We start from the raw sequence: 19,991 nt of genomic DNA on the forward strand, positions 1-19,991 counted from the left end.
CAATGTCTCATTACCTGAGTTTGTTTGTGCGCGCGGTGTTTGTTGAAAACATGGCGCTCGCGTTTTTCCTGGGCATGTGTACGTTCCTCGCAGTGTCCAAAAAGGTATCAACGGCATTTGGTCTGGGTGTGGCGGTCACCGTGGTGCTCGGATTATCTGTACCGATTAATAATCTGGTGTACAACTTTGTCCTGCGTGATGGCGCGCTGGTTGAGGGAGTCGATCTGAGTTTCCTTAACTTCATCACCTTTATCGGTGTGATTGCGGCGCTGGTACAAATACTTGAGATGATCCTCGATAAATATTTCCCGTCGCTTTATAACGCGCTGGGGATCTTCCTGCCGCTGATCGCGGTGAACTGCGCCATCTTCGGCGGCGTGTCGTTTATGGTCCAGCGTGATTACAACTTCAGTGAATCCATCGTTTACGGCTTTGGCTCCGGTATTGGCTGGATGCTGGCGATTGTCACTATGGCGGGGATCCGGGAAAAAATGAAATATGCCAACGTGCCCGCAGGGTTGCGAGGCTTAGGGATCACCTTTATCACCACCGGGCTAATGGCGCTGGGCTTTATGTCCTTCTCCGGCGTGCAGCTCTGAGGGCTTAGATATGGAAATTATTCTTGGCGTGGCGATGTTCACGCTCATTGTACTGGTACTGTCTGGGCTGATACTGGCTGCGCGTTCTAAGCTTGTGAACGCCGGGGACGTCATTATTGATATTAATGGTGAGCCGCAGAACCAGATCCGCACTCCGGCGGGCGACAAACTGCTTAACACGCTTTCGGGTAACGGGATATTTGTCTCCTCGGCCTGTGGCGGCGGGGGTTCCTGTGGGCAATGTCGTGTGACGGTGAAAGAGGGCGGTGGCGACATTTTGCCAACTGAACTGGCGCACATCACGAAACGTGAGGCGAAAGACGGTTGCCGCCTGGCCTGCCAGGTTGCGGTGCGCCAGAACATGAAAATTGAGCTGCCGGAAGAGATCTTCGGCATCAAAAAATGGGAGTGCGAGGTTATCTCTAACGATAACAAAGCCACTTTTATTAAAGAGCTGAAACTGTGCGTGCCTGATGGGGAAGATGTGCCCTTCCGCGCAGGCGGATATATCCAGATTGAGTGCCCGGAGCACACCGTTGCTTACGCCGATTTTGACGTGCCGGACGAATACCGCGCCGACTGGGATAAATTTAATCTCTTCCGCTTTGCGTCAGAGGTCAATGAGCCAACGTTACGTGCCTACTCTATGGCTAACTACCCGGAAGAGAAGGGCATCATTATGCTTAACGTGCGTATCGCCACGCCACCACCGGCTGTGCCGGATGCACCACCGGGCGTGATGTCGTCTTATATCTGGTCACTGAAAGCAGGTGATAAAGTCACGATCTCGGGCCCGTTTGGCGAATTCTTCGCTAAAGAGACGGATGCTGAAATGGTGTTTATCGGCGGCGGAGCAGGGATGGCGCCGATGCGTTCGCATATTTTCGACCAGCTTAAACGGCTCGGCAGTCAACGAAAAATAAGCTTCTGGTACGGGGCCCGCTCGCTGCGCGAAATGTTCTATGACGATGAATTCGAACAACTGGCGCGTGAAAATCCTAACTTTACCTTCCATGTGGCGCTGTCTGACCCGCAGCCGGAAGATAACTGGACAGGTTATACGGGCTTCATCCACAACGTTCTCTATGAGCACTACCTGAAGCAGCACGCAGCACCGGAAGATTGTGAATTCTACATGTGTGGCCCGCCAATGATGAATGCGGCCGTCATTAAGATGCTCAAAGATCTGGGTGTGGAAGATGAGAACATCATGCTGGATGACTTTGGAGGCTGATGATGTTGACGTTTCTGGCAACCTTTTTGGTCTTTTTGCTGGTGGTATTCGGCATGTCGTTAGGCTGGATCATCAGGCGTAAAAGCATACAGGGCAGTTGCGGCGGTATCTCTTCTTTGGGGATGGAAAAAGTCTGCGATTGCCCGGAGCCGTGCGACGCGCGGAAAAAAAGAATGGCCCGCGAACAGCAACGCATTATTTAAGGTTTTGTAGGCCGGGTATGGCGAAGTCGCCACCCGGCGTTTTCCACATCCACTTCTCAATCCTCATAAATTTACTGTATACTTATCCAGTGATAAGTGAGGGCTTACTATGCGCAAAATAATCCATGTGGATATGGACTGTTTTTTTGCCGCAGTGGAGATGCGTGACAACCCGGCGCTGCGGGATATCCCTATCGCCATTGGCGGTAGCCGCGTCCAGCGTGGAGTGATCAGCACTGCCAATTACCCAGCGCGCAAATTTGGCGTGCGCAGCGCCATGCCGACGGCGATGGCGTTGAAACTCTGCCCGCACCTCACCCTTCTGCCGGGCCGGTTTGAAGCCTACAAAGAAGCCTCCGTTCATATCCGGGACATTTTCTCCCGTTACACGTCGCTGATTGAACCGCTTTCGCTTGATGAGGCCTATCTGGATGTCACTGACAGCGTCCATTGCCACGGCTCTGCCACGCTGATGGCACAGGAGATCCGCCAGACTATTGCCCGTGAGCTGAACCTAACAGCATCGGCAGGCGTTGCGCCGGTGAAGTTCCTTGCAAAAATCGCTTCAGATTTGAATAAACCGAATGGCCAGTACGTCATCACCCCGGATGACGTTCCGGCTTTTTTAAAAACGTTACCGCTTGGAAAAATACCCGGTGTCGGGAAAGTCTCAGCCGCGAAGCTTGAAAGTATGGGGCTGCGTACCTGCGAAGATGTGCAGCGCAGCGATCTCGTGATGCTGCTCAAGCGTTTCGGGAAGTTTGGCCGTGTTCTGTGGGAGCGCAGCCAGGGCATTGACGAGCGGAGCGTGAATAACGAGCGGCTGCGTAAATCCGTTGGCGTAGAGCGTACGCTGATTGAAGATATTCATGACTGGGCTGAATGCGAGGCCATTATTACCGGGCAACTTTACCCGGAGCTGGAAAGACGCCTTGCCAGGGTGAAACCAGACCTTCTGATTGCCCGCCAGGGGATCAAACTCAAGTTCAATGATTTTCAGCAAACCACCCAGGAGCACGTCTGGCCGCGCCTGAATAAAGACGATCTTATCGCGACGGCAAAAAAGGCCTGGGAAGAACGACGGGGTGGAAGAGGGGTTCGGCTGGTGGGATTACACGTCACGCTGCTGGATCCGCAGCTTGAGCGACAGCTGGTATTGGGATTGTAAAAAAGCCCGGTGGCGCTACCGCTTACCGGGCCTGTGTTTTTCACCCTCTCCCTGCGGGAGAGGGCTGGGGTGGGGGTTTTACTTCGCAGGAATCGCTTTCAGCAGTTCAGTCAGCAGGGTCCAGTAGTGGCCCACGCTTTCGATATGAACCTGCTCATCCGGGGAGTGTGGCCCGGTGATGGTTGGCCCGATGGACACCATATCCATATCCGGATACGGCTTTTTGAACAGGCCACATTCCAGACCCGCGTGGATCACCTGAATGTTCGGGGTGCTGTTGAACAGACGCTGGTAAGTTTCACGCACCAGAGCCATTACCGGTGAGCTTGCATCCGGCTGCCAGCCTGGGTAGCTACCTTTAGCGGACGTTGACGCGCCAGCCAGTTTGCCCAGAGATTCCAGCATACTGACAACGTACTCTTTACCGCTGTCGATAAGTGAACGGATCAGGCAGATGATTTCTGCGCTGTCGTCGCTCATGGTCACGACGCCAACGTTCAGAGAAGTTTCCACAACGCCTTTTGCGACGTCAGAGTTGCGAATAACACCGTTTGGCGAGGCATTTAGCAACTGGATAAAGTTGTCGCGAGACTGTGCAGTCAGAGCGGCTTTATCTGTCGATACCGATTCCAGAACCACAGTCAGGTTTTTTTCTTTTGCAGACAGTTCATTTTTCAGGATATCCAGATAAACGCTGGAGAGTTTTTTCAGCTCGTTTGCTTTTGCCGCTGGCACTGCAACAGTGGTAAATGCTTCACGCGGGATTGCGTTACGCAGCGTACCGCCGTTGAAATCAACCAGACGCAGGTCCAGTTCAGCCGCGTGGCCTGCCAGGAAGCGCGCCAGCAGTTTGTTGGCGTTACCCAGGCCTAAGTGAATATCGCCACCAGAGTGACCCCCTTTCAGGCCTTTCAGCGTCAGCTTGAAGGTCTGGAAACCAGCAGGGATCGCTTCACGGGACAGTGGCAGCGTAGTGATGAAATCGATCCCGCCTGCGCAACCCATGTAGATCTCGCCTTCTTCTTCTGAGTCGGTGTTGATCAGGATATCCGCTTGCAGCCAGTTTGCTTGCAGGCCGAAAGCCCCGTCCATACCGGCTTCTTCGGTCATGGTCAGCAGTACTTCCAGTGGGCCGTGCTCAACGCTGTTGTCTGCCAGTACCGCCAGGGCTGATGCCATGCCAATACCGTTATCCGCGCCAAGCGTGGTGCCGCGCGCTTTTACCCAGTCGCCGTCGATATACGGCTGAATAGGATCTTTAGTGAAATCGTGAACGGTATCGTTGTTTTTCTGTGGAACCATGTCCAGGTGCGCTTGCAGTACAACCGGTTTACGGTTTTCCATGCCTGCGGTTGCGGCTTTGCGGATCAGAATGTTGCCAACCTGATCGCGCTCAGTGTGCAGACCTTTTTCCTTCGCCCAGCCAATAATATGTTCGGCAAGCTGTTCTTCATGATAGGACGGGTGCGGAATGGAACAGATTTTGGCAAAAATATCCCACAGCGGCTGTGGAGATAATTGAGACAGTTCAGACACGATAAGTCTCCTTGTCGATGCTCTGCAAACATTGATGCAGGTCACAGGGTTAGCAGGTTAATAGTTACCACAAGTCTGGCTTGCGAGATGCAACTGAGAATACCACTTTCTCTGGTTGCTGGTAGCATAAAGCATGTAAAAACTCGGGCTCAGGGCGCTAAACACTGGTTTTTAGCGCGTCAGATCTCTATAATCTCGCGCAACCTATTTCCCCCTTGAACACTTTTTAAGCCGTATACAAACAGGCTGGGACACTTCACATGAGCGAAAAATACGTCGTCACCTGGGACATGTTGCAGATTCACGCACGCAAACTGGCTGCGCGTCTGATGCCTTCCGAGCAGTGGAAAGGCATTATTGCCGTTAGCCGTGGTGGTCTGGTACCGGGCGCATTGCTGGCACGTGAGCTGGGTATTCGTCATGTCGATACCGTATGTATCTCCAGCTATGATCACGACAACCAGCGTGAACTGACTGTGCTGAAACGCGCCGAAGGCGACGGTGAAGGCTTCATCGTTATTGACGATCTGGTCGATACCGGCGGTACTGCGGTTGCGATCCGCGAAATGTACCCTAAAGCACACTTCGTCACTATCTTCGCGAAACCTGCTGGCCGTCCGCTGGTTGACGATTACGTGATTGACATCCCTCAGGATACCTGGATTGAGCAACCGTGGGATATGGGCGTGGTCTTCGTTCCACCTATCTCTGGTCGTTAATACCTGCGCGAAATTATTTTAACGCCCGGTGATACCGGGCGTTGTTTTTTTTAGCTTGTGGCGAGTTACAATAGTCTCTATACGATGTATTCACGGAGGCAATGCAATGACGCAGGCAAATCTTAGCGAAACGCTATTCAAACCCCGCTTTAAACACCCTGAAACGTCGACGCTGGTGCGCCGTTTTAACCAGGGGACTATGCCGTCAGTACAGTCTGCGTTAGACGGCAAAAATGTGCCTCACTGGTATCGCATGATTAACCGCCTGATGTGGATCTGGCGCGGAATCGATCCCCGTGAAATCCTCGACGTGCAGGCGCGTATCGTGATGAGTGACGCCGAACGTACTGACAGCGAACTCTATGATACCGTGGTCGGTTATCGTGGCGGAAACTGGATTTACGAATGGGCCAAACAGGCGATGCTCTGGCAACAGAAGGCCAGCCAGGAAGAGGATGCCACTCTGAGCGGCCAGCACTGGCTCCATGCTGCTAATCTCTACAGCATTGCTGCTTATCCTCATCTGAAAGGCGACGAACTGGCCGAACAAGCGCAGGCGCTGGCAAACCGTGCTTATGAAGAAGCGGCCCAGCGTTTGCCAGGCCGGATGCGTGAACTGGAGTTCACTATCCCGGGAGGCGCCCCCGTGACCGGATTCCTGCATATGCCTGATGGCGAAGGTCCGTTCCCGGTCATATTAATGTGTGGTGGTCTGGATTCTCTTCAGACTGACAACTACAGCCTTTTTGAGCGCTACTTTGCACCAAAAGGGATCGCGATGTTAACGCTCGATATGCCGTCTATTGGCTTTTCCTCTAAATGGAAACTGACCCAGGATTCGAGCCTGTTGCACCAGCACGCGTTAAAGGCGCTGGAAAATATCCCGTGGGTTGACCACACCAGAGTAGCCGCTTTTGGTTTCCGCTTTGGCGCGAACGTCGCGGTGCGTCTGGCTTATCTTGAATCTTCTCGTCTTAAAGCTGTTGCCTGTCTTGGCCCGGTTGTTCATGCGCTTTTAAGTGAGCCTGCTCGCCAGGGAAGCGTACCGGAAATGTATCTGGACGTACTGGCAAGCCGACTTGGTATGCATGATGCATCTGATGATGCACTGCGTGTTGAACTGAATCGTTACTCATTAAAAATGCAGGGCTTGTTGGGACGACGTTGTCCGACGCCGATGCTGTCCGGTTACTGGAAAAACGATCCGTTCAGCCCGGAAGAAGAGTCGCGCTTAATCACTTCGTCATCTGCGGATGGCAAGCTGCTTGAGGTACCGTTCAGCCCGGTGTATCAGAATTTTGACAAAGCGCTAAAAGAGATTACGCGCTGGATCACGCAGAGATTGTGTTAAGAGATTGCTAAATTTTGATGGTTTGGTAAAACAGTGGCTTCACAAAAGGAGATCGCAATGACGTTACCGAGTGGACACCCGAAAAGTAGACTGATTAAGAAGTTCATGGCTCTTGGCCCGTATATTCGAGAAGAGCAGTGTGAAGAGAATCGCTTTTTTTTCGATTGCCTGGCTGTATGCGTCAATGTGAAGCCTGCACCCGAAAAACGTGAGTTCTGGGGCTGGTGGATGGAAATGGAAGCTGAGGAAAAACGTTTCACTTACAGCTATCAGTTTGGTCTGTTTAATAAAGACGGTAACTGGCAAGCTGCGCCAATCAAAGATCAGGAAGTGATCGATCGCCTGGAATACACCCTGAAAGAGTACCTCGGTAAAGCAAGGGCGTTGCTGGCGACGCTGGATCTGAAGCTTGAACCCGCGGATGACTTTTCCAGCGAAGCGGTAAAATTGACAGCGTAACCGTTCTTCTCCCTCTTCCTGCGGGGTGAGGTGAGGGCAATAAAAAAACCGGCTATAAGCCGGTTTTTTTATATCTACATTATTAGAACTGGTAAGTCATACCCAGTGCAACGATGTCGTCGTTGCTCAGACCCAGTTTGTTATTGTCATCGAGTTGGTTGATTTTATAATCAACAAACGCTGACATATTTTTGTTGAAATAATAGGTCGCGCCCAAATCGATATATTTCACGAGATCTTCGTCGCCGATACCTTCGATATCTTTGCCTTTAGACTGTACATAGCCCAGGGACGGACGCAGACCAAAATCAAACTGGTATTGCGCAACCACTTCGAAGTTCTGCGCTTTATTCGCAAAACCACCGGAAATTGGAGTCATGTTGCGGGTTTCGGAGTACATGGTTGCCAGGTAAATATTGTTCGCGTCATATTTCAGTCCGGTTGCCCAGGCTTCCGCTTTGTCACCCTGGCCACGAGCCAGCAGGTTCTGGTCATTGGTACGGTCAGAGTTGGTGTACGCGCCGCTGATGGCGAAGTCGCTGCCACCGAAGTCATACGTCACAGAAGTACCGAAACCGTCGCCGTTCTGCTTTTTGGCGTCACGGTTTTCGTTTTTGCCCTGGTATTGCAGGGTCACATCCAGGCCATCAACCGCACCGAAGAAGTCGGTGTTGCGGTAGGTTGCCAGGCCGCTGGAACGCTTGGTCATGAAGTTATCAGTCTGAGCAGAAGAGTCGCCGCCGAATTCAGGGAACATATCGGTCCAGGCTTCAACGTCGTACAGTGCGCCCAGGTTACGACCGTAGTCGAAGGAACCGAAGTTTTTCAGTTTCAGACCAGCAAATGCCAGACGGGTTTTCTGTGAAGAATCGCTCTCTGCTTTGTTACCCGAAAACTCAGCTTCCCAACGACCGTAACCGGTCAGCTGATCGTTAATCTGAGTTTCACCTTTGAAGCCGAAACGTACGTAAGTCTGGTCACCATCTTTAGAGGCATCATCACTGATATAGTGCATGGCTTTGACTTTGCCGTACACGTCCAGTTTATTGCCATCTTTATTATAAACTTCGGCTGCGTGTACAGATGCGGAAGCCACAACGCCCATTACCACTAATGCCAGAATACTCTTTTTCATTTTCAATCCTGAGTTTTATAAACGCGCTAAAATTCGCTGAGCAATGAACGCCTGTTCTTGCCCCGTGAAAAACAGAAAGGGTTTTAACGTTCTGGAATTAAAGTTTTATGACAATTTGAGAATTAATTTAAAAAATTGTGATTTATTATTTCAGTAATAAAAATGTCAAAATCTGCCGCTACGCTTGCTGATCCCGCGCAACAAAGTGTTCCGCATTGTGCGAAGGCAGTTGGCAACGGGGCTGAGTCCTGCTACAACGTTCGTTTGACATCATTTTCCCTTATCGTTGAACGGCAGAGAATCATGAGTGACAGCCAGACGCTGGTGGTAAAACTCGGTACCAGTGTTTTAACAGGCGGATCGCGCCGCCTAAATCGCGCCCACATTGTTGAGCTTGTACGTCAGTGCGCTCAGTTACATGCCGCAGGGCATCGAATTGTGATTGTGACCTCCGGGGCAATTGCTGCCGGGCGTGAACACCTGGGCTACCCCGAACTCCCCGCGACGATAGCATCCAAGCAGTTGCTGGCCGCCGTGGGGCAAAGCCGACTCATTCAACTCTGGGAACAACTGTTCTCTATTTATGGTATTCACGTCGGCCAGATGTTGCTGACGCGTGCGGATATGGAAGACAGAGAACGCTTCCTGAACGCCCGCGATACGTTGCGTGCGTTACTCGACAACAATATCGTTCCCGTCATTAACGAAAACGACGCCGTCGCGACCGCTGAAATTAAAGTGGGCGATAACGACAACCTTTCTGCGCTGGCCGCCATTCTGGCTGGGGCGGATAAATTGCTGCTGCTGACCGATCAGCAAGGGCTGTTTACCGCCGACCCGCGCAACAATCCAGACGCTGAGCTGATAACCGATGTTCACGGTATTGATGATGCGCTGCGTGCCATCGCCGGGGATAGCGTGTCTGGCCTTGGTACCGGTGGTATGGGGACTAAACTGCAAGCGGCGGACGTCGCATGTCGTGCGGGCATCGACACCGTTATCGCGGCCGGCAGCCGTCCTGGCGTGATTGGCGATGTGATGGAAGGCCTCTCCGTAGGGACGCGCTTCCACGCGCAGGAATCGCCACTGGAAAACCGCAAGCGCTGGATTTTTGGCGCGCCTCCGGCAGGTGAAATTACCGTGGATGAAGGGGCGACCTCCGCAATTCTGGAAAGAGGGAGTTCATTACTTCCAAAAGGAATTAAAAGCGTGACAGGTAACTTCTCCCGTGGTGAAGTGATTCGTATCCGCAACCTTGCAGGTCGCGACATCGCGCACGGTGTCAGTCGCTATAACAGCGATGCGCTGCGCCGTATCGCCGGGCACCATTCCCAGCAGATCGATGCGATCCTGGGCTATGAATATGGCCCGGTTGCCGTGCATCGCGATGACATGATTATTCGTTAAGGAGCCTGAACATGCTGGAACAAATGGGCGCAGCCGCCAAAGCCGCCTCTTACAAACTGGCGCTCCTTTCCAGCCGCGAGAAAAACCGCGTGCTGGAAAAAATCGCTGATTATCTGGAATCGCAGTCTGCTGACATTCTGCGTGCCAACGAACAAGATTTAGCTGAAGCCCGTGAAAACGGCCTGAGCGAAGCTATGCTTGACCGCCTGGCGCTGACGCCGGCACGCCTGAAAGGCATCGCTGACGATGTACGTCAGGTGTGCAATCTGGCTGACCCGGTAGGGCAGGTGATTGATGGCGGGCTGCTCGACAGCGGTTTACGCCTTGAGCGTCGCCGCGTGCCGCTCGGCGTTATCGGGGTTATCTATGAAGCGCGTCCGAACGTGACCGTTGATGTGGCTTCTCTGTGCCTGAAAACCGGCAATGCGGCCATCCTGCGTGGCGGAAAAGAGACCTGGCGCACCAACGCGGCAACGGTAAAAGTCATCCAGCAGGCGCTGGAAGAGTGCGGTTTACCCGCAGGCGCTGTTCAGGCCATCGAAAGCCCGGATCGCGCGCTGGTGAATGAAATGCTGCGTATGGACAAATACATCGACATGCTGATCCCTCGCGGTGGCGCGGGCCTGCACAAACTGTGCCGTGAGCAGTCGACGATCCCGGTTATCACCGGCGGTATCGGTGTGTGTCATATCGTTGTGGATGACAGCGCCGAAATTGAACCGGCGCTGAAAATCATCGTGAATGCGAAAACGCAGCGTCCAAGCACCTGCAACACGGTCGAAACGCTGCTGGTTCATCAGGGGATCGCGGATGCCTTCCTGCCTGCACTAAGCAAGCAGATGGCTGAAAGTGGCGTAACGCTGCACGCCGAAGCTAACGCTCTGGCGTTGCTGAAAGAGGGCCCCGCGACGGTGGTTCCGGTAAAAGCAGAGCAGTATGACGATGAGTTCCTGTCGCTGGATCTGAACGTGAAGGTGGTGGCCGATCTTGATGACGCCATTGCGCATATCCGTGAACACGGTACGCAGCACTCTGACGCGATCCTGACCCGCACGCTGCGCAATGCCGATCGTTTTGTGAACGAAGTGGATTCATCTGCGGTATACGTGAATGCTTCAACCCGTTTCACCGATGGCGGCCAGTTCGGCCTGGGGGCAGAAGTTGCCGTCAGTACCCAGAAGCTGCACGCGCGCGGCCCGATGGGGCTCGAAGCGCTGACCACCTACAAGTGGATCGGTTTCGGTGATGATACGATTCGTGCGTAAATAAGCATGGGTGGTGCAAAAATAGCCGTTTGATTCGCAAGGCCATTGACGCACCACCCTGTTAGATCTACTCTTTTGCCCCGTGGTTACGCTCGTAACCGGCCTCTCAGGGCCGATATAGCTCAGTTGGTAGAGCAGCGCATTCGTAATGCGAAGGTCGTAGGTTCGACTCCTATTATCGGCACCATTCAAACATCTTCTAACGTCTACTCAAGCCTACTAAAACCCCGTATACTCTAGTTACACAGCCCTCTTTAGTATTTTGCTGTCTACTGGCATATCCCAAAATCTATACATGATTGGGGGTACATTCGGGGGTATATACTGTTTGGTCTTATGGAGATACCCCCAAATGAAGCTCAACGCCCGCCAGGTCGATACTGCCAAGCCCAAGGATAAACCCTATAAACTTGCTGACGGTGGTGGGCTTTATCTTCTCGTTAATCCCAATGGCGCAAAATACTGGAGACTCAAGTATCGGGTGGCCGGGAAAGAGAAGCTTCTCGCTCTAGGTGTGTATCCAGACGTTACCCTGGCCGACGCGCGTTCTAAACGTGATGAGGCAAAAAGGGGTATCGCTGGGGGTATCGATCCTAACGAAGCAAAGCGGGAAGAAAAGGCCACACGCGAAGCTCAGGTAAACAACACATTCCATGACATCGCTACAGAGTGGCATTCGAGTAAGTTAAAGAAGTGGTCTCCCGGATATGCCTCCGACATTATGGAAGCATTCAAAAAAGACGTGTTCCCCTACATTGGTAAAAAGCCAATTGCAGAGATTAAGCCGCTTGAACTGCTGAATGTGCTTCGTCGAATGGAGGGGAGAGGGGCTACGGAAAAAGCCAAAAAAGTGCGGCAGCGTTGCGGTGAGGTTTTCCGTTATGCCATCGTTACTGGCAGGGCTGAATATAACCCCGCTCCAGATCTCACTAGTGCCATGCAGGGGCATGAATCCAACCACTATCCTTTCCTGAATACGCCAGAGCTTCCCGCATTTTTTGAGGCGCTATCACGCTACTCAGGTAGTGAGCTGGTGGTATTGGCTGCGCGTTTGCTCATCATTACCGGCCTCAGAACGGGAGAATTGCGCGGGGCAACCTGGCAAGAAATCGATGATCAGGTCGCAGTATGGGAAATCCCCGCTGAACGCATGAAGATGCGCCGTCCACATATAGTCCCTTTATCCCAGCAGGCGCTATCCATCATTGCGCGCATTCGTGCAATCACTGGTAAATATCCTCTTATGTTTCCGGGGCGTAACGATCCATGGAAGACTATGAGTGAGGCCAGCATTAACCAAGTGTTTAAGCGGATTGGATATACCGGTAAGGTAACAGGCCATGGTTTCCGCCACACCATGAGCACCATTCTCCACGAACAGGGCTATAACACCGCCTGGATTGAGGCTCAACTCGCCCACGTCGATAAAAACTCTATTCGCGGTACGTACAACCACGCTCAGTATCTGGATGGCCGCCGGGAAATGCTTCAATGGTATGCCGACTATATGGACGTGTTGGAGCATGGTGAAAACGTGGTTCACGGGCATTTTGGTCAATCCTTATGACTGGATGAATAGACAGTAATAGTAGATGTGGGTAGACTTCTGTAGACGAACAAAGAATAGGCTATGTCTAGGCTGATCTCCGAAAACCCGTACACCTCTGCGGGCTGGCATAGCCGCTATATTAGGGGCGTGAGGTGACGTTTATGCTTGATATTGCTGAGGTTCTCAAGGCTCGTAAGAGTGAGTTCATTAGTTTAAGGGAATTGATAACGAGGATCAGGTTACAGCAGCCACATGTCAGTGAAAGTGATATAGCTAACTTTCTCTACATTGAAAATGCTAACAGAAATCTACCTGAATGGGTTAAACAGGGCATCGCATCTACTATAGAGCCTACTGATGGTGGGTATGAAGATACTCAGCTTGAAACGCTTCTCAAGGTAATTCATGAAGAGAAATTCATGCCGGAAGTCACACCACCACCCGAACCACCAATGGATTTCGACGACATTCCTTTCTAAGTGAGGAGATAAATTGTATGGCTGGATGGGGACAACCGGTAAAAGATCATTGGTCTGCACCACATTTTGACTCTTACGGCTTTAGGCGCTCTGAGTTAAAACAATTTGCAGATAAGCTTGGATTAGATCTCTCAATTCCTCTTGAGGACGTTAAGCCGACACAACTGAGCGATGTTGAGAGTAAGCCACTTAGTGAAGCAGACGTTGAAATCCTGAAAATGGAAATTGACACACTTAAAAAACAAGTTAGAAAATTAGAAAGTGAACGACCTATTTTAATCAATAAGTTCCGGGAAGATGACCCTCTCTACCTTGCGATTAAAATTCGTAATCAAGAATGGAAAAACTATGACCCCGATAACGACAGGCAAACCAGAGGAAACCAAACGGCAATCGTGAAAGAATTGGAGGATAAGGGTTTCTCTAATGTCCAAGCGAAATCAATTGAAATGGTGGCTTGCCCTATTAAGCGTTGAGTACTTATAACCCTTAGGGCTGACCTACACCGAGCTTACCCTAAGGGTAAAAATTAATTTTTATGTGTACCCTGAGGGTTAATACCGAACTAACCCTCAGGGTAAAATCACAAATAGGTTTGCCAAATACCCTAAGCCCTCAGGGGTTCTTTCCAACCAAAAGCCCTCATGCCTGAGGGTTTGATTTTTCTACGTTTTTTCGTGCCATTATTTACCTCGTAAACCGCAATGGACGTTACGAGGTAAATATGTCTCAGTCATTAATTAGATTTGCCGAGGTACAAAAGCGCACTGGCTATAGTAAGGCGTGGTTATACCGTCTTATGAGCGAGAAACGTTTTCCCGCAGCAATTAAAATTGGTTCCCGATCCATCGCTTTTATTGAAAGTGAAATTGATGAGTGGATTAATCAGCGCATCGCTGAGTCACGTGGCGAGGTGGCGTAATGAAAAAGAAAAACCGCCCAGTACAGCAGGCGGCTAACTCAGATATTCGCACTTCTGATATTACGCCGACCACCAGCCCGGTACAAGTACCTAAGCGTACCCCAAAGAAACACCGCGCCCGCGTCTATATGCTGCGCACTGGCGTAGAGGGATGGACAGAAAATGACATCCTGCGCTACTGCCGTCTTTCATCCGGGCGTAATTATGCGTCTGAACTGGAGCGCCAGCTTGATATTCAACTAGAGCGTATCGACGAGAAAAACCCGGATGGTATCGGCGCACACCTGCGCTACCGCTTTTCCTGCCGTGGCGACGTTCTCAAGGTGATCCAACTTGTGAACCATAATGCCGCCATTAATGAACATCACGGGCTATCTCAGCAGGATATTACCGACATTCTGAACCTCTACCCGGACGCGTTTAACGCCGCATAACGGAGCCGAAAATATGACTATCGAAAAAAGCCGATTCAATTCGGAGGCCGCCCCACAATCCTGCGTTACCCAGAAAATTATTCCTCATGCAGTCGAGGGAGATATTTCCGTTATTCGGTTTGAGGGCATCAAAGTTCGCATCGTCAATATGGACGGCGATCCGTGGTTTATTGCCAAAGACGTTTGTGAGGCACTAGAAATAGCCGATCACAAAGTCGCATTACGGCGATTAGATGCCGATGAAAAGGGGGAGTGTTTAACACCCACCCCCGGTGGATGGCAGGTTATGCGTACCGTCTGCGAATCGGGCTTTTACAAATTGATCGCCCGCAGCCGGAAGGCCAGCACCGCCGGAACGTTCGCACATCGTTTCACTAACTGGGTATTTCGCGAGGTTATCCCGTCTATTCGTAAAACTGGCTCCTATGGTGTGCCGTTCGCCTTCCTGAACGACCACAGCAAACGCAAAGCAGCTTACGACAAGAAGGCCAGCAAGCGCGGTAAAGACCTGCAAGCCTGCAAAGGTGAGAAATCCCGCCTAATCGCCGAAGAAGCTGAGTTATGGCGCAAATATCAGCCTCAATTGCCGGAGGTTCACTAATGCCCGCCGTCCAGAAAAGAGCCTTTCCCCTGGCAGGCCTGATGTATGCCTTGCGCGGGATCGCGCATACGCATGAGGGTAAAGCTGGCATAACAGTGCCAGCTTATGCCAGCTCCTCATTTTCTCGTCGCGGTGACGAGGAGAGTTTCGAGACCAGTACGCGCACGCGTGAAGGTGAGTTTCTGGAGTCCATAAAAAAGGGCTTGCCGACTATCGCCAACCCGGTTTATCGTTATAGCGCACCAGCAAAATCTGGTGCCGGGCGTGGAAACCCGTTGAACATAAAGGCGACACAGACGCCAATAGCGTCTTTTTTTGTGTCGTGCCATAGCGCACACCAATTCAGCGGCAATGCCCGCAATTTATCTATGGTGGCGTTGGCGGGGCTGCCGAAAGGCAGGCCGGTTTCCTTTGTGTCCGGTATTTCCACCCCCGTTAACGTCACCACCCCTTTAGAGCGTGGAAACTCAGGTGGTGACTCCTCATACACAAAGGAGGCTGCCATCATGGCTACTACCCCTACCCAAAATCCGCAATTCATCTGGCTAATCGCAGCCGTTCGCCGCGATATGCCGACAATTACCGCCAAAATCCATCACATTGCTGCTGAAACTGAGCGCGAAGCCCGCCGCGCTCTGGCGCGGGATCACGTCTGTTTCTTTGCAGGCCGCATCCGTCTGGAGGTGGCAGCATGAGCAAAGTATCCCTGGCCGATTCAACCTGCCGTATCCAACAGGCGCAGGGAGTCCTGTCTCTCTGGCTTGAAGCGACAAATAAAAACGATAGCGGCACGGCTAACTTAATTGGCGCAATCATTTCCCTTCTGGATGGTATCCCCGAATTGATGGATTCAGCAGAGGATGAATTGGCTGGCATGGACTTAAAAGCGCGGGATAAAGCATGAGCAACGTACTGACCTTTAAATCGGGAAATCCCGACTTATTCCACGCCGAAGCCACACCGCACGGCGTCAATATCATGACCCGCAATGATGCCGGAATGTATGAGCATGTTTGCCTTGTTCCCTATTCAGACGCGGTAACTCATCTCGATAGCGGCAGGTATGACGAAATCCCCGATGAAGGATTTACCCTGCATTTTGCAGTGGCTGACGGCGGAGCGCGTGGCTGGTTCGACTTCACCGCGCAGCATAATGTCACTATGTGGCGCTGGCTGATCGCTGCGACGTTCGTTTCTGAGATGAAGCGCGAGAACGGCACCATCTCCGTCACTGAACCTGACGGCACATCATCGCAGGTAGCGATTTACTCCAATGGTAATGCGGGCATGGTGATTTACCCGTTTGCTGAACGGCTGGCGATGGCAAACAACATCGAGGGCGCACTGATTGAGCGCTACGGCGCTGAACAGGGGGCGAAGAACGCCATTGTGTTCTATCAGGCCATGCTGGATACGCAGTTCGGTGAGCTGACCCCGTTCGGACGTGAAACGCTGGCAGAGCTACACGATCACTTCATTGCTGATCTGGATGAAAACGGCTGGCCTGAAATGCCAGCGGCGCACTGAGAGGGGGCGACATGATTACCAAAAACTTCCGGCTGAATGCGCTGGCGAACCAGTACGCGGCAGCACTTTACAACCACATCACGGCTATCAATGGTGGCAATTACTTCATGGTTGACGCGGCAGGCCAGCAAATCCGTGTGGAACTGGTGGGCGGCGTCAGTGGCACGCGCCAGCTTATTGATGGTTACGCGCTCGAAGCACTCAAAGAGACATACCCTCAGTGGGAAAGCATCGGGATCACCATGCTGGAGAAATGCGTTAATGCTGGTGGCCTGACTGATACTGGGCGCGAGATATGGCAAAGCATGGTTAATGATATGGGTGCGACTGTGGCTGGGGGCAATCATGCGTAATATCGACCTTATCCGCGAAGTCACCCACGCCGCTGCCGGACAATGGCCTTTTGTACTGGCTGGCGTGCATATCAACGTTCCTGATTCGCCAAGAAAACATACCGCCTGCCCCGCGTGCGGCGGCACGGATCGCTTCCGGTTCGACGACAACGGTCGCGGTAGCTTTATCTGTAACCAATGCGGCGCGGGCGATGGCTTAGACCTGATTAAGAAAGTGAACAACTGCGACACCACGGAGGCGGCACAGCTTGCCGCTGATGTGCTGGGTATTGATTATCGGGCAGCGCAAACCGACCCAGCGGCAGCGAGCCAGAGAAGGGAGCAACTGGAAGCAGACCGCCAGCAACAGGCAGCAGAGGACGCAGAGCAGCGACGGGCTACGTTTGCCCGTCTGTATGCCGGAATGCGCAAGAACGTCACGCAGGGCGAATCTGATTACCTGACGAATAAGGGGCTAACTGGCTTAACATTCCCCATTCTGCCCGATGGTTCGTTATTGCTGGAGCTGGTGGACGAATCCGGCGCAGTGGCAGCAGCACAGACCATTACACCGCAGGGAGATAAGCGACTTCTGACAGGTTCAGCGAAGCGCGGGGCGTATCACGCCGTAAACGCACCAGAACAGCCGCAGAGCGTGATGATTGCTGAGGGGCTGGCAACTGCCCTATCGGTTCACCTGATGCGTCCTGACGCACTGACAGTGGCAGCAATCGACGCTGGCAACCTGATGCCCGTCGCCGAAGTCATGCGCCGGATATATCCAGATGCGCAGATTGTCATTGCCGCAGATAACGACCACCACGAGGGACAGGCCAACACAGGCAAAGAAGCCGCGGAGAAAGCCGCCTTATCCGTGGCTGGCTGGGTGGCGCTGCCGCCGACAGACCATAAAGCCGACTGGGATGACTACCGCCAGCAAAACGGACTGGAAGCTGCTACAGCCGCATTTAGTGATTCGATGTGCCAGATTCAGGGGGATGCCGTGAAACCACAATTACAGGCCATTGAGGGCGGTAAAACAGGCCAGCCAGAGAAAGACCCGCTAAAACCCCGCATTGAGAGCCGCAAAGATGGCGTTTACTGGATCACACCTAAAGTGGACAAGGAAAGCGGCGAGATTATCAACAATGAAAGCTGGCTGGCCTCACCGATGGACGTTATCGGCACCGGGCGGGACGACAAGGATCAGTATCTGATATTGCGCTGGCTGGCCTTTGGCGCAGGCATACCGACAACAGCGGCTATCCCCCTGGCTGATATCGGGGAGCGCGAAGGCTGGCGCACCCTGAAAGCGGGCGGGGTTAATGTCACCACGAAAAGCAGCTTACGGGCGATTCTGGCCGACTGGCTACAGCGTAGCGGCTCCCGTGAATTGTGGCGTGTTGCTCACGCTACTGGCTGGCAGTGCGGGGCATACATCATGCCGGACGGGGAGATAATCGGCGCACCTGCGCAACCCGTTTTATTCAGTGGCCGCAGTTCTGCCGCTGCCGGGTACACCGTGGCGGGAACCTCAGAGAGCTGGCGTAACAGTGTTGCGCGGCTGGCATACGGTAACTACGCGATGATGGCAGGCATTGCCGCCGCACTGGCAGCCCCGTTAATCGGGCTGGCGGGTGCTGATGGGTTCGGGATTCACTTCTATGAACAGTCGAGCGCGGGTAAGACCACCACAGCGAACGTCGCCAGCAGTCTGTACGGCAACCCGGACTTATTGCGCCTGACGTGGTACGGCACGGCGCTGGGGCTGGCAAACGAAGCCGCAGCACACAATGACGGGCTGATGCCCCTGGATGAGGTCGGACAGGGAGCAGACCCGGTAAGCGTGTCACAGTCTGCCTATGCGCTGTTTAACGGCGTGGGGAAATTGCAGGGGACGAAGGAAGGCGGCAACCGGGATTTAAAACGCTGGCGCACCGTGGCGATCAGTACCGGGGAAATGGACCTGGAAACCTTCATTGCCACCGCCGGACGCAAGACCAAAGCCGGGCAACTGGTGCGCCTGCTGAATATCCCGCTGAGTAAGGCGGTACGCTTCCATGACCACCAGAACGGCAAACAGCACGCCGACGCGCTAAAAGACGCTTACCAGCACAATCACGGCGCTGCCGGGCGGGAGTGGATCAAGTGGCTGGCAGACCACCAACAGCAGGCAATTGATACTGTTCGTGAGTGTGAAGCCCGCTGGCGCAGTCTTATTCCTGCCGACTATGGCGAGCAGGTTCACCGCGTGGCCGCACGTTTTGCCATTCTGGAGGCAGCGTTACTGCTGGGCGGCGTTGTCACCGGATGGGATGCTCAGACGTGCCGTGATGCCATTCAACACAGCTACAATGCATGGTTGCGTGAGTTCGGAACGGGGAACAAAGAGCACCAGCAGATCATTGAGCAGACGGAGGCGTTTCTTAATGCGTATGGGTTCAGCCGTTTCGCGCCGTTCCCCTACAGCTCTGCCGACATGCCCGTTAAGGATCTGGCGGGGTATCGTCAGAAGGGGAACCACGACAGTGACCCTGTAATCTTCTACACCTTTCGCGGCGCATTCGAAAAGGAGATCGCGCAGAACTTTAACCCGACACAGTTCGCCGAAGTTCTGAAAAATGCCGGGATGCTGAAACCGCCAGCCAGCGGACGTGGTTATCAGCGTAAATCACCGCGTATCGACGGGCGACAGATTAACGTTTATGTCCTGACCTTCCGACCTGAGGATTACGACGAGCCAGAGGAATAGCATTTCTCACATGTGTAAAAATGGTGTTGGTTCAGTCAGTTCAGTTGGTTCAATATGTAAATATTTTTGTTTTATAAGGGCTTTTATTTTCATTTTGAACCAACGCTGAACCAACAAATGCCCGTTTTGAACCAACATGTTTTGATAAGGGCATTCACTCTGGCAGGCAGTGAACCAACAGAAAGCTCCGCTGAACCAACACCAAATCACCAATGTTGGTTCAGCAAAAACCAGTGCTGGTGCGGGCTGGCGGGCAGTGAACCAACTGAACCAACTGAACCAACAATATTTCTGTTATGTATACCAAATTGACGACCAG

General features: G+C 52.7%; 22 protein-coding genes and 1 tRNA gene. 21 read left to right on the forward strand and 2 right to left on the reverse strand.

Translation table 11 applies throughout. From position 1 onward, the window contains the following. The first annotated feature begins 2 nt into the window (after window positions 1-2). The 4 genes from nqrE (at window position 3) to dinB (ending at window position 3,204) form a co-directional block, all read left to right on the forward strand. Window positions 3-599 carry an NADH:ubiquinone reductase (Na(+)-transporting) subunit E gene (gene nqrE, locus ACT9TW_RS09630; protein ID WP_182059724.1) on the forward strand — a complete coding sequence of 199 codons (597 nt, stop codon included), beginning with the start codon at window positions 3-5 and terminating at the stop codon, window positions 597-599. A 10-nt stretch (window positions 600-609) separates the two neighbouring features. Continuing rightward, the gene (nqrF, locus tag ACT9TW_RS09635; RefSeq protein WP_446492229.1) at window positions 610-1,833 is read left to right on the forward strand and encodes an NADH:ubiquinone reductase (Na(+)-transporting) subunit F; all 1,224 of its coding nucleotides are present in this window, start codon (window positions 610-612) and stop codon (window positions 1,831-1,833) included. Beyond that, window positions 1,833-2,036 carry a (Na+)-NQR maturation NqrM gene (gene nqrM, locus ACT9TW_RS09640; protein ID WP_446492230.1) on the forward strand — a complete coding sequence of 68 codons (204 nt, stop codon included), beginning with the start codon at window positions 1,833-1,835 and terminating at the stop codon, window positions 2,034-2,036. The genes nqrF and nqrM overlap by 1 nt, the downstream gene beginning before the upstream one ends. 109 nt (window positions 2,037-2,145) lie before the next feature. Further along, complete coding sequence (gene dinB, locus ACT9TW_RS09645) at window positions 2,146-3,204, forward strand: DNA polymerase IV (protein WP_182059736.1); 1,059 nt, start codon at window positions 2,146-2,148, stop codon at window positions 3,202-3,204. A 78-nt stretch (window positions 3,205-3,282) separates the two neighbouring features. Here dinB and pepD read toward each other — a convergent pair whose 3' ends face one another. Further along, the gene (gene pepD, locus ACT9TW_RS09650) at window positions 3,283-4,740 is read right to left on the reverse strand and encodes a cytosol nonspecific dipeptidase (protein WP_446492231.1); all 1,458 of its coding nucleotides are present in this window, start codon (window positions 4,738-4,740) and stop codon (window positions 3,283-3,285) included. 260 nt (window positions 4,741-5,000) lie between these two features. On the opposite strand from pepD, the gene gpt reads away from it, so the two are divergent. The 3 genes from gpt to crl all read left to right on the forward strand — a co-directional run bounded on the left by gpt (window position 5,001) and on the right by crl (window position 7,269). After that, complete coding sequence (gpt, locus tag ACT9TW_RS09655; RefSeq protein ID WP_010427903.1) at window positions 5,001-5,459, forward strand: xanthine phosphoribosyltransferase; 459 nt, start codon at window positions 5,001-5,003, stop codon at window positions 5,457-5,459. Window positions 5,460-5,565: 106 nt separating this feature from the next. Continuing rightward, window positions 5,566-6,810, forward strand: a complete 1,245-nt coding sequence (gene frsA, locus ACT9TW_RS09660) for an esterase FrsA (protein ID WP_446492232.1) — start codon at window positions 5,566-5,568, stop codon at window positions 6,808-6,810. A gap of 57 nt (window positions 6,811-6,867) precedes the next feature. Then, complete coding sequence (crl, locus tag ACT9TW_RS09665) at window positions 6,868-7,269, forward strand: sigma factor-binding protein Crl (RefSeq protein WP_182059741.1); 402 nt, start codon at window positions 6,868-6,870, stop codon at window positions 7,267-7,269. 82 nt (window positions 7,270-7,351) lie between these two features. Here the strand turns inward: crl and phoE are convergent, their stop codons facing one another. Continuing rightward, the gene (gene phoE / locus ACT9TW_RS09670) at window positions 7,352-8,404 is read right to left on the reverse strand and encodes a phosphoporin PhoE (RefSeq protein ID WP_182059742.1); all 1,053 of its coding nucleotides are present in this window, start codon (window positions 8,402-8,404) and stop codon (window positions 7,352-7,354) included. A 303-nt stretch (window positions 8,405-8,707) separates the two neighbouring features. Here phoE and proB point away from each other — a divergent pair, with 303 nt between their 5' ends. The 14 genes from proB (at window position 8,708) to ACT9TW_RS09740 (ending at window position 19,672) form a co-directional block, all read left to right on the forward strand. Then, on the forward strand, window positions 8,708-9,811 hold the full coding sequence (proB, locus tag ACT9TW_RS09675; protein WP_182059743.1) for a glutamate 5-kinase: 1,104 nt from the start codon (window positions 8,708-8,710) through the stop codon (window positions 9,809-9,811). 11 nt (window positions 9,812-9,822) lie between these two features. Continuing rightward, window positions 9,823-11,076, forward strand: coding sequence for a glutamate-5-semialdehyde dehydrogenase (proA, locus tag ACT9TW_RS09680; RefSeq protein ID WP_257272846.1), 1,254 nt, complete (start codon window positions 9,823-9,825; stop codon window positions 11,074-11,076). A 111-nt stretch (window positions 11,077-11,187) separates the two neighbouring features. Continuing rightward, window positions 11,188-11,263 (forward strand) — tRNA-Thr (locus ACT9TW_RS09685). 165 nt (window positions 11,264-11,428) lie between these two features. Beyond that, window positions 11,429-12,643, forward strand: coding sequence for a tyrosine-type recombinase/integrase (locus ACT9TW_RS09690; RefSeq protein ID WP_446492233.1), 1,215 nt, complete (start codon window positions 11,429-11,431; stop codon window positions 12,641-12,643). A 143-nt stretch (window positions 12,644-12,786) separates the two neighbouring features. After that, on the forward strand, window positions 12,787-13,104 hold the full coding sequence (locus tag ACT9TW_RS09695; RefSeq protein WP_126288662.1) for a hypothetical protein: 318 nt from the start codon (window positions 12,787-12,789) through the stop codon (window positions 13,102-13,104). A gap of 17 nt (window positions 13,105-13,121) precedes the next feature. Beyond that, window positions 13,122-13,580, forward strand: coding sequence for a hypothetical protein (locus ACT9TW_RS09700; protein WP_446492234.1), 459 nt, complete (start codon window positions 13,122-13,124; stop codon window positions 13,578-13,580). A gap of 248 nt (window positions 13,581-13,828) precedes the next feature. After that, on the forward strand, window positions 13,829-14,026 hold the full coding sequence (locus tag ACT9TW_RS09705; protein WP_048241341.1) for a helix-turn-helix transcriptional regulator: 198 nt from the start codon (window positions 13,829-13,831) through the stop codon (window positions 14,024-14,026). Beyond that, entirely contained in the window at window positions 14,026-14,460 is a 435-nt protein-coding gene (locus tag ACT9TW_RS09710) for a hypothetical protein (RefSeq protein ID WP_045620578.1), read from the forward strand. The genes ACT9TW_RS09705 and ACT9TW_RS09710 overlap by 1 nt, the downstream gene beginning before the upstream one ends. 13 nt (window positions 14,461-14,473) lie before the next feature. After that, window positions 14,474-15,061 (forward strand): BRO-N domain-containing protein, encoded by a 588-nt coding sequence (locus ACT9TW_RS09715; protein WP_446492235.1) that lies wholly within the window; start codon window positions 14,474-14,476, stop codon window positions 15,059-15,061. Continuing rightward, window positions 15,022-15,756 (forward strand): host cell division inhibitor Icd-like protein, encoded by a 735-nt coding sequence (locus ACT9TW_RS09720; protein ID WP_446492236.1) that lies wholly within the window; start codon window positions 15,022-15,024, stop codon window positions 15,754-15,756. Before ACT9TW_RS09715 ends, ACT9TW_RS09720 begins: the two co-directional genes overlap by 40 nt. Further along, window positions 15,753-15,965, forward strand: a complete 213-nt coding sequence (locus ACT9TW_RS09725; RefSeq protein WP_446492237.1) for a hypothetical protein — start codon at window positions 15,753-15,755, stop codon at window positions 15,963-15,965. Before ACT9TW_RS09720 ends, ACT9TW_RS09725 begins: the two co-directional genes overlap by 4 nt. Continuing rightward, a complete protein-coding gene (locus tag ACT9TW_RS09730) occupies window positions 15,962-16,588 on the forward strand; it encodes a hypothetical protein (protein ID WP_446492238.1) in 627 nt (208 codons plus the stop codon). The genes ACT9TW_RS09725 and ACT9TW_RS09730 overlap by 4 nt, the downstream gene beginning before the upstream one ends. A gap of 11 nt (window positions 16,589-16,599) precedes the next feature. After that, window positions 16,600-16,941 carry a hypothetical protein gene (locus ACT9TW_RS09735; RefSeq protein WP_446492239.1) on the forward strand — a complete coding sequence of 114 codons (342 nt, stop codon included), beginning with the start codon at window positions 16,600-16,602 and terminating at the stop codon, window positions 16,939-16,941. Then, complete coding sequence (locus ACT9TW_RS09740; RefSeq protein ID WP_446492240.1) at window positions 16,934-19,672, forward strand: DUF927 domain-containing protein; 2,739 nt, start codon at window positions 16,934-16,936, stop codon at window positions 19,670-19,672. Before ACT9TW_RS09735 ends, ACT9TW_RS09740 begins: the two co-directional genes overlap by 8 nt. The last annotated feature ends 319 nt before the right edge of the window (window positions 19,673-19,991 follow it).

The organism is Enterobacter sp. C4G1 (genome assembly GCF_052886895.1).

Bases quoted from the DNA above. Each gene is read 5' to 3' on its own strand.
- nqrE (WP_182059724.1), top strand. From the start codon at position 3: ATGTCTCATTACCTGAGTTTGTTTGTGCGCGCGGTGTTTGTTGAAAAC.
- nqrF (WP_446492229.1), top strand. From the start codon at position 610: ATGGAAATTATTCTTGGCGTGGCGATGTTCACGCTCATTGTACTGGTA.
- nqrM (WP_446492230.1), top strand. From the start codon at position 1,833: ATGATGTTGACGTTTCTGGCAACCTTTTTGGTCTTTTTGCTGGTGGTA.
- dinB (WP_182059736.1), top strand. From the start codon at position 2,146: ATGCGCAAAATAATCCATGTGGATATGGACTGTTTTTTTGCCGCAGTG.
- gpt (WP_010427903.1), top strand. From the start codon at position 5,001: ATGAGCGAAAAATACGTCGTCACCTGGGACATGTTGCAGATTCACGCA.
- frsA (WP_446492232.1), top strand. From the start codon at position 5,566: ATGACGCAGGCAAATCTTAGCGAAACGCTATTCAAACCCCGCTTTAAA.
- crl (WP_182059741.1), top strand. From the start codon at position 6,868: ATGACGTTACCGAGTGGACACCCGAAAAGTAGACTGATTAAGAAGTTC.
- phoE (WP_182059742.1), bottom strand. From the start codon at position 8,404: ATGAAAAAGAGTATTCTGGCATTAGTGGTAATGGGCGTTGTGGCTTCC.
- proB (WP_182059743.1), top strand. From the start codon at position 8,708: ATGAGTGACAGCCAGACGCTGGTGGTAAAACTCGGTACCAGTGTTTTA.
- proA (WP_257272846.1), top strand. From the start codon at position 9,823: ATGCTGGAACAAATGGGCGCAGCCGCCAAAGCCGCCTCTTACAAACTG.
- ACT9TW_RS09690 (WP_446492233.1), top strand. From the start codon at position 11,429: ATGAAGCTCAACGCCCGCCAGGTCGATACTGCCAAGCCCAAGGATAAA.
- ACT9TW_RS09695 (WP_126288662.1), top strand. From the start codon at position 12,787: ATGCTTGATATTGCTGAGGTTCTCAAGGCTCGTAAGAGTGAGTTCATT.
- ACT9TW_RS09700 (WP_446492234.1), top strand. From the start codon at position 13,122: ATGGCTGGATGGGGACAACCGGTAAAAGATCATTGGTCTGCACCACAT.
- ACT9TW_RS09705 (WP_048241341.1), top strand. From the start codon at position 13,829: ATGTCTCAGTCATTAATTAGATTTGCCGAGGTACAAAAGCGCACTGGC.
- ACT9TW_RS09710 (WP_045620578.1), top strand. From the start codon at position 14,026: ATGAAAAAGAAAAACCGCCCAGTACAGCAGGCGGCTAACTCAGATATT.
- ACT9TW_RS09715 (WP_446492235.1), top strand. From the start codon at position 14,474: ATGACTATCGAAAAAAGCCGATTCAATTCGGAGGCCGCCCCACAATCC.
- ACT9TW_RS09720 (WP_446492236.1), top strand. From the start codon at position 15,022: ATGGCGCAAATATCAGCCTCAATTGCCGGAGGTTCACTAATGCCCGCC.
- ACT9TW_RS09725 (WP_446492237.1), top strand. From the start codon at position 15,753: ATGAGCAAAGTATCCCTGGCCGATTCAACCTGCCGTATCCAACAGGCG.
- ACT9TW_RS09730 (WP_446492238.1), top strand. From the start codon at position 15,962: ATGAGCAACGTACTGACCTTTAAATCGGGAAATCCCGACTTATTCCAC.
- ACT9TW_RS09735 (WP_446492239.1), top strand. From the start codon at position 16,600: ATGATTACCAAAAACTTCCGGCTGAATGCGCTGGCGAACCAGTACGCG.
- ACT9TW_RS09740 (WP_446492240.1), top strand. From the start codon at position 16,934: ATGCGTAATATCGACCTTATCCGCGAAGTCACCCACGCCGCTGCCGGA.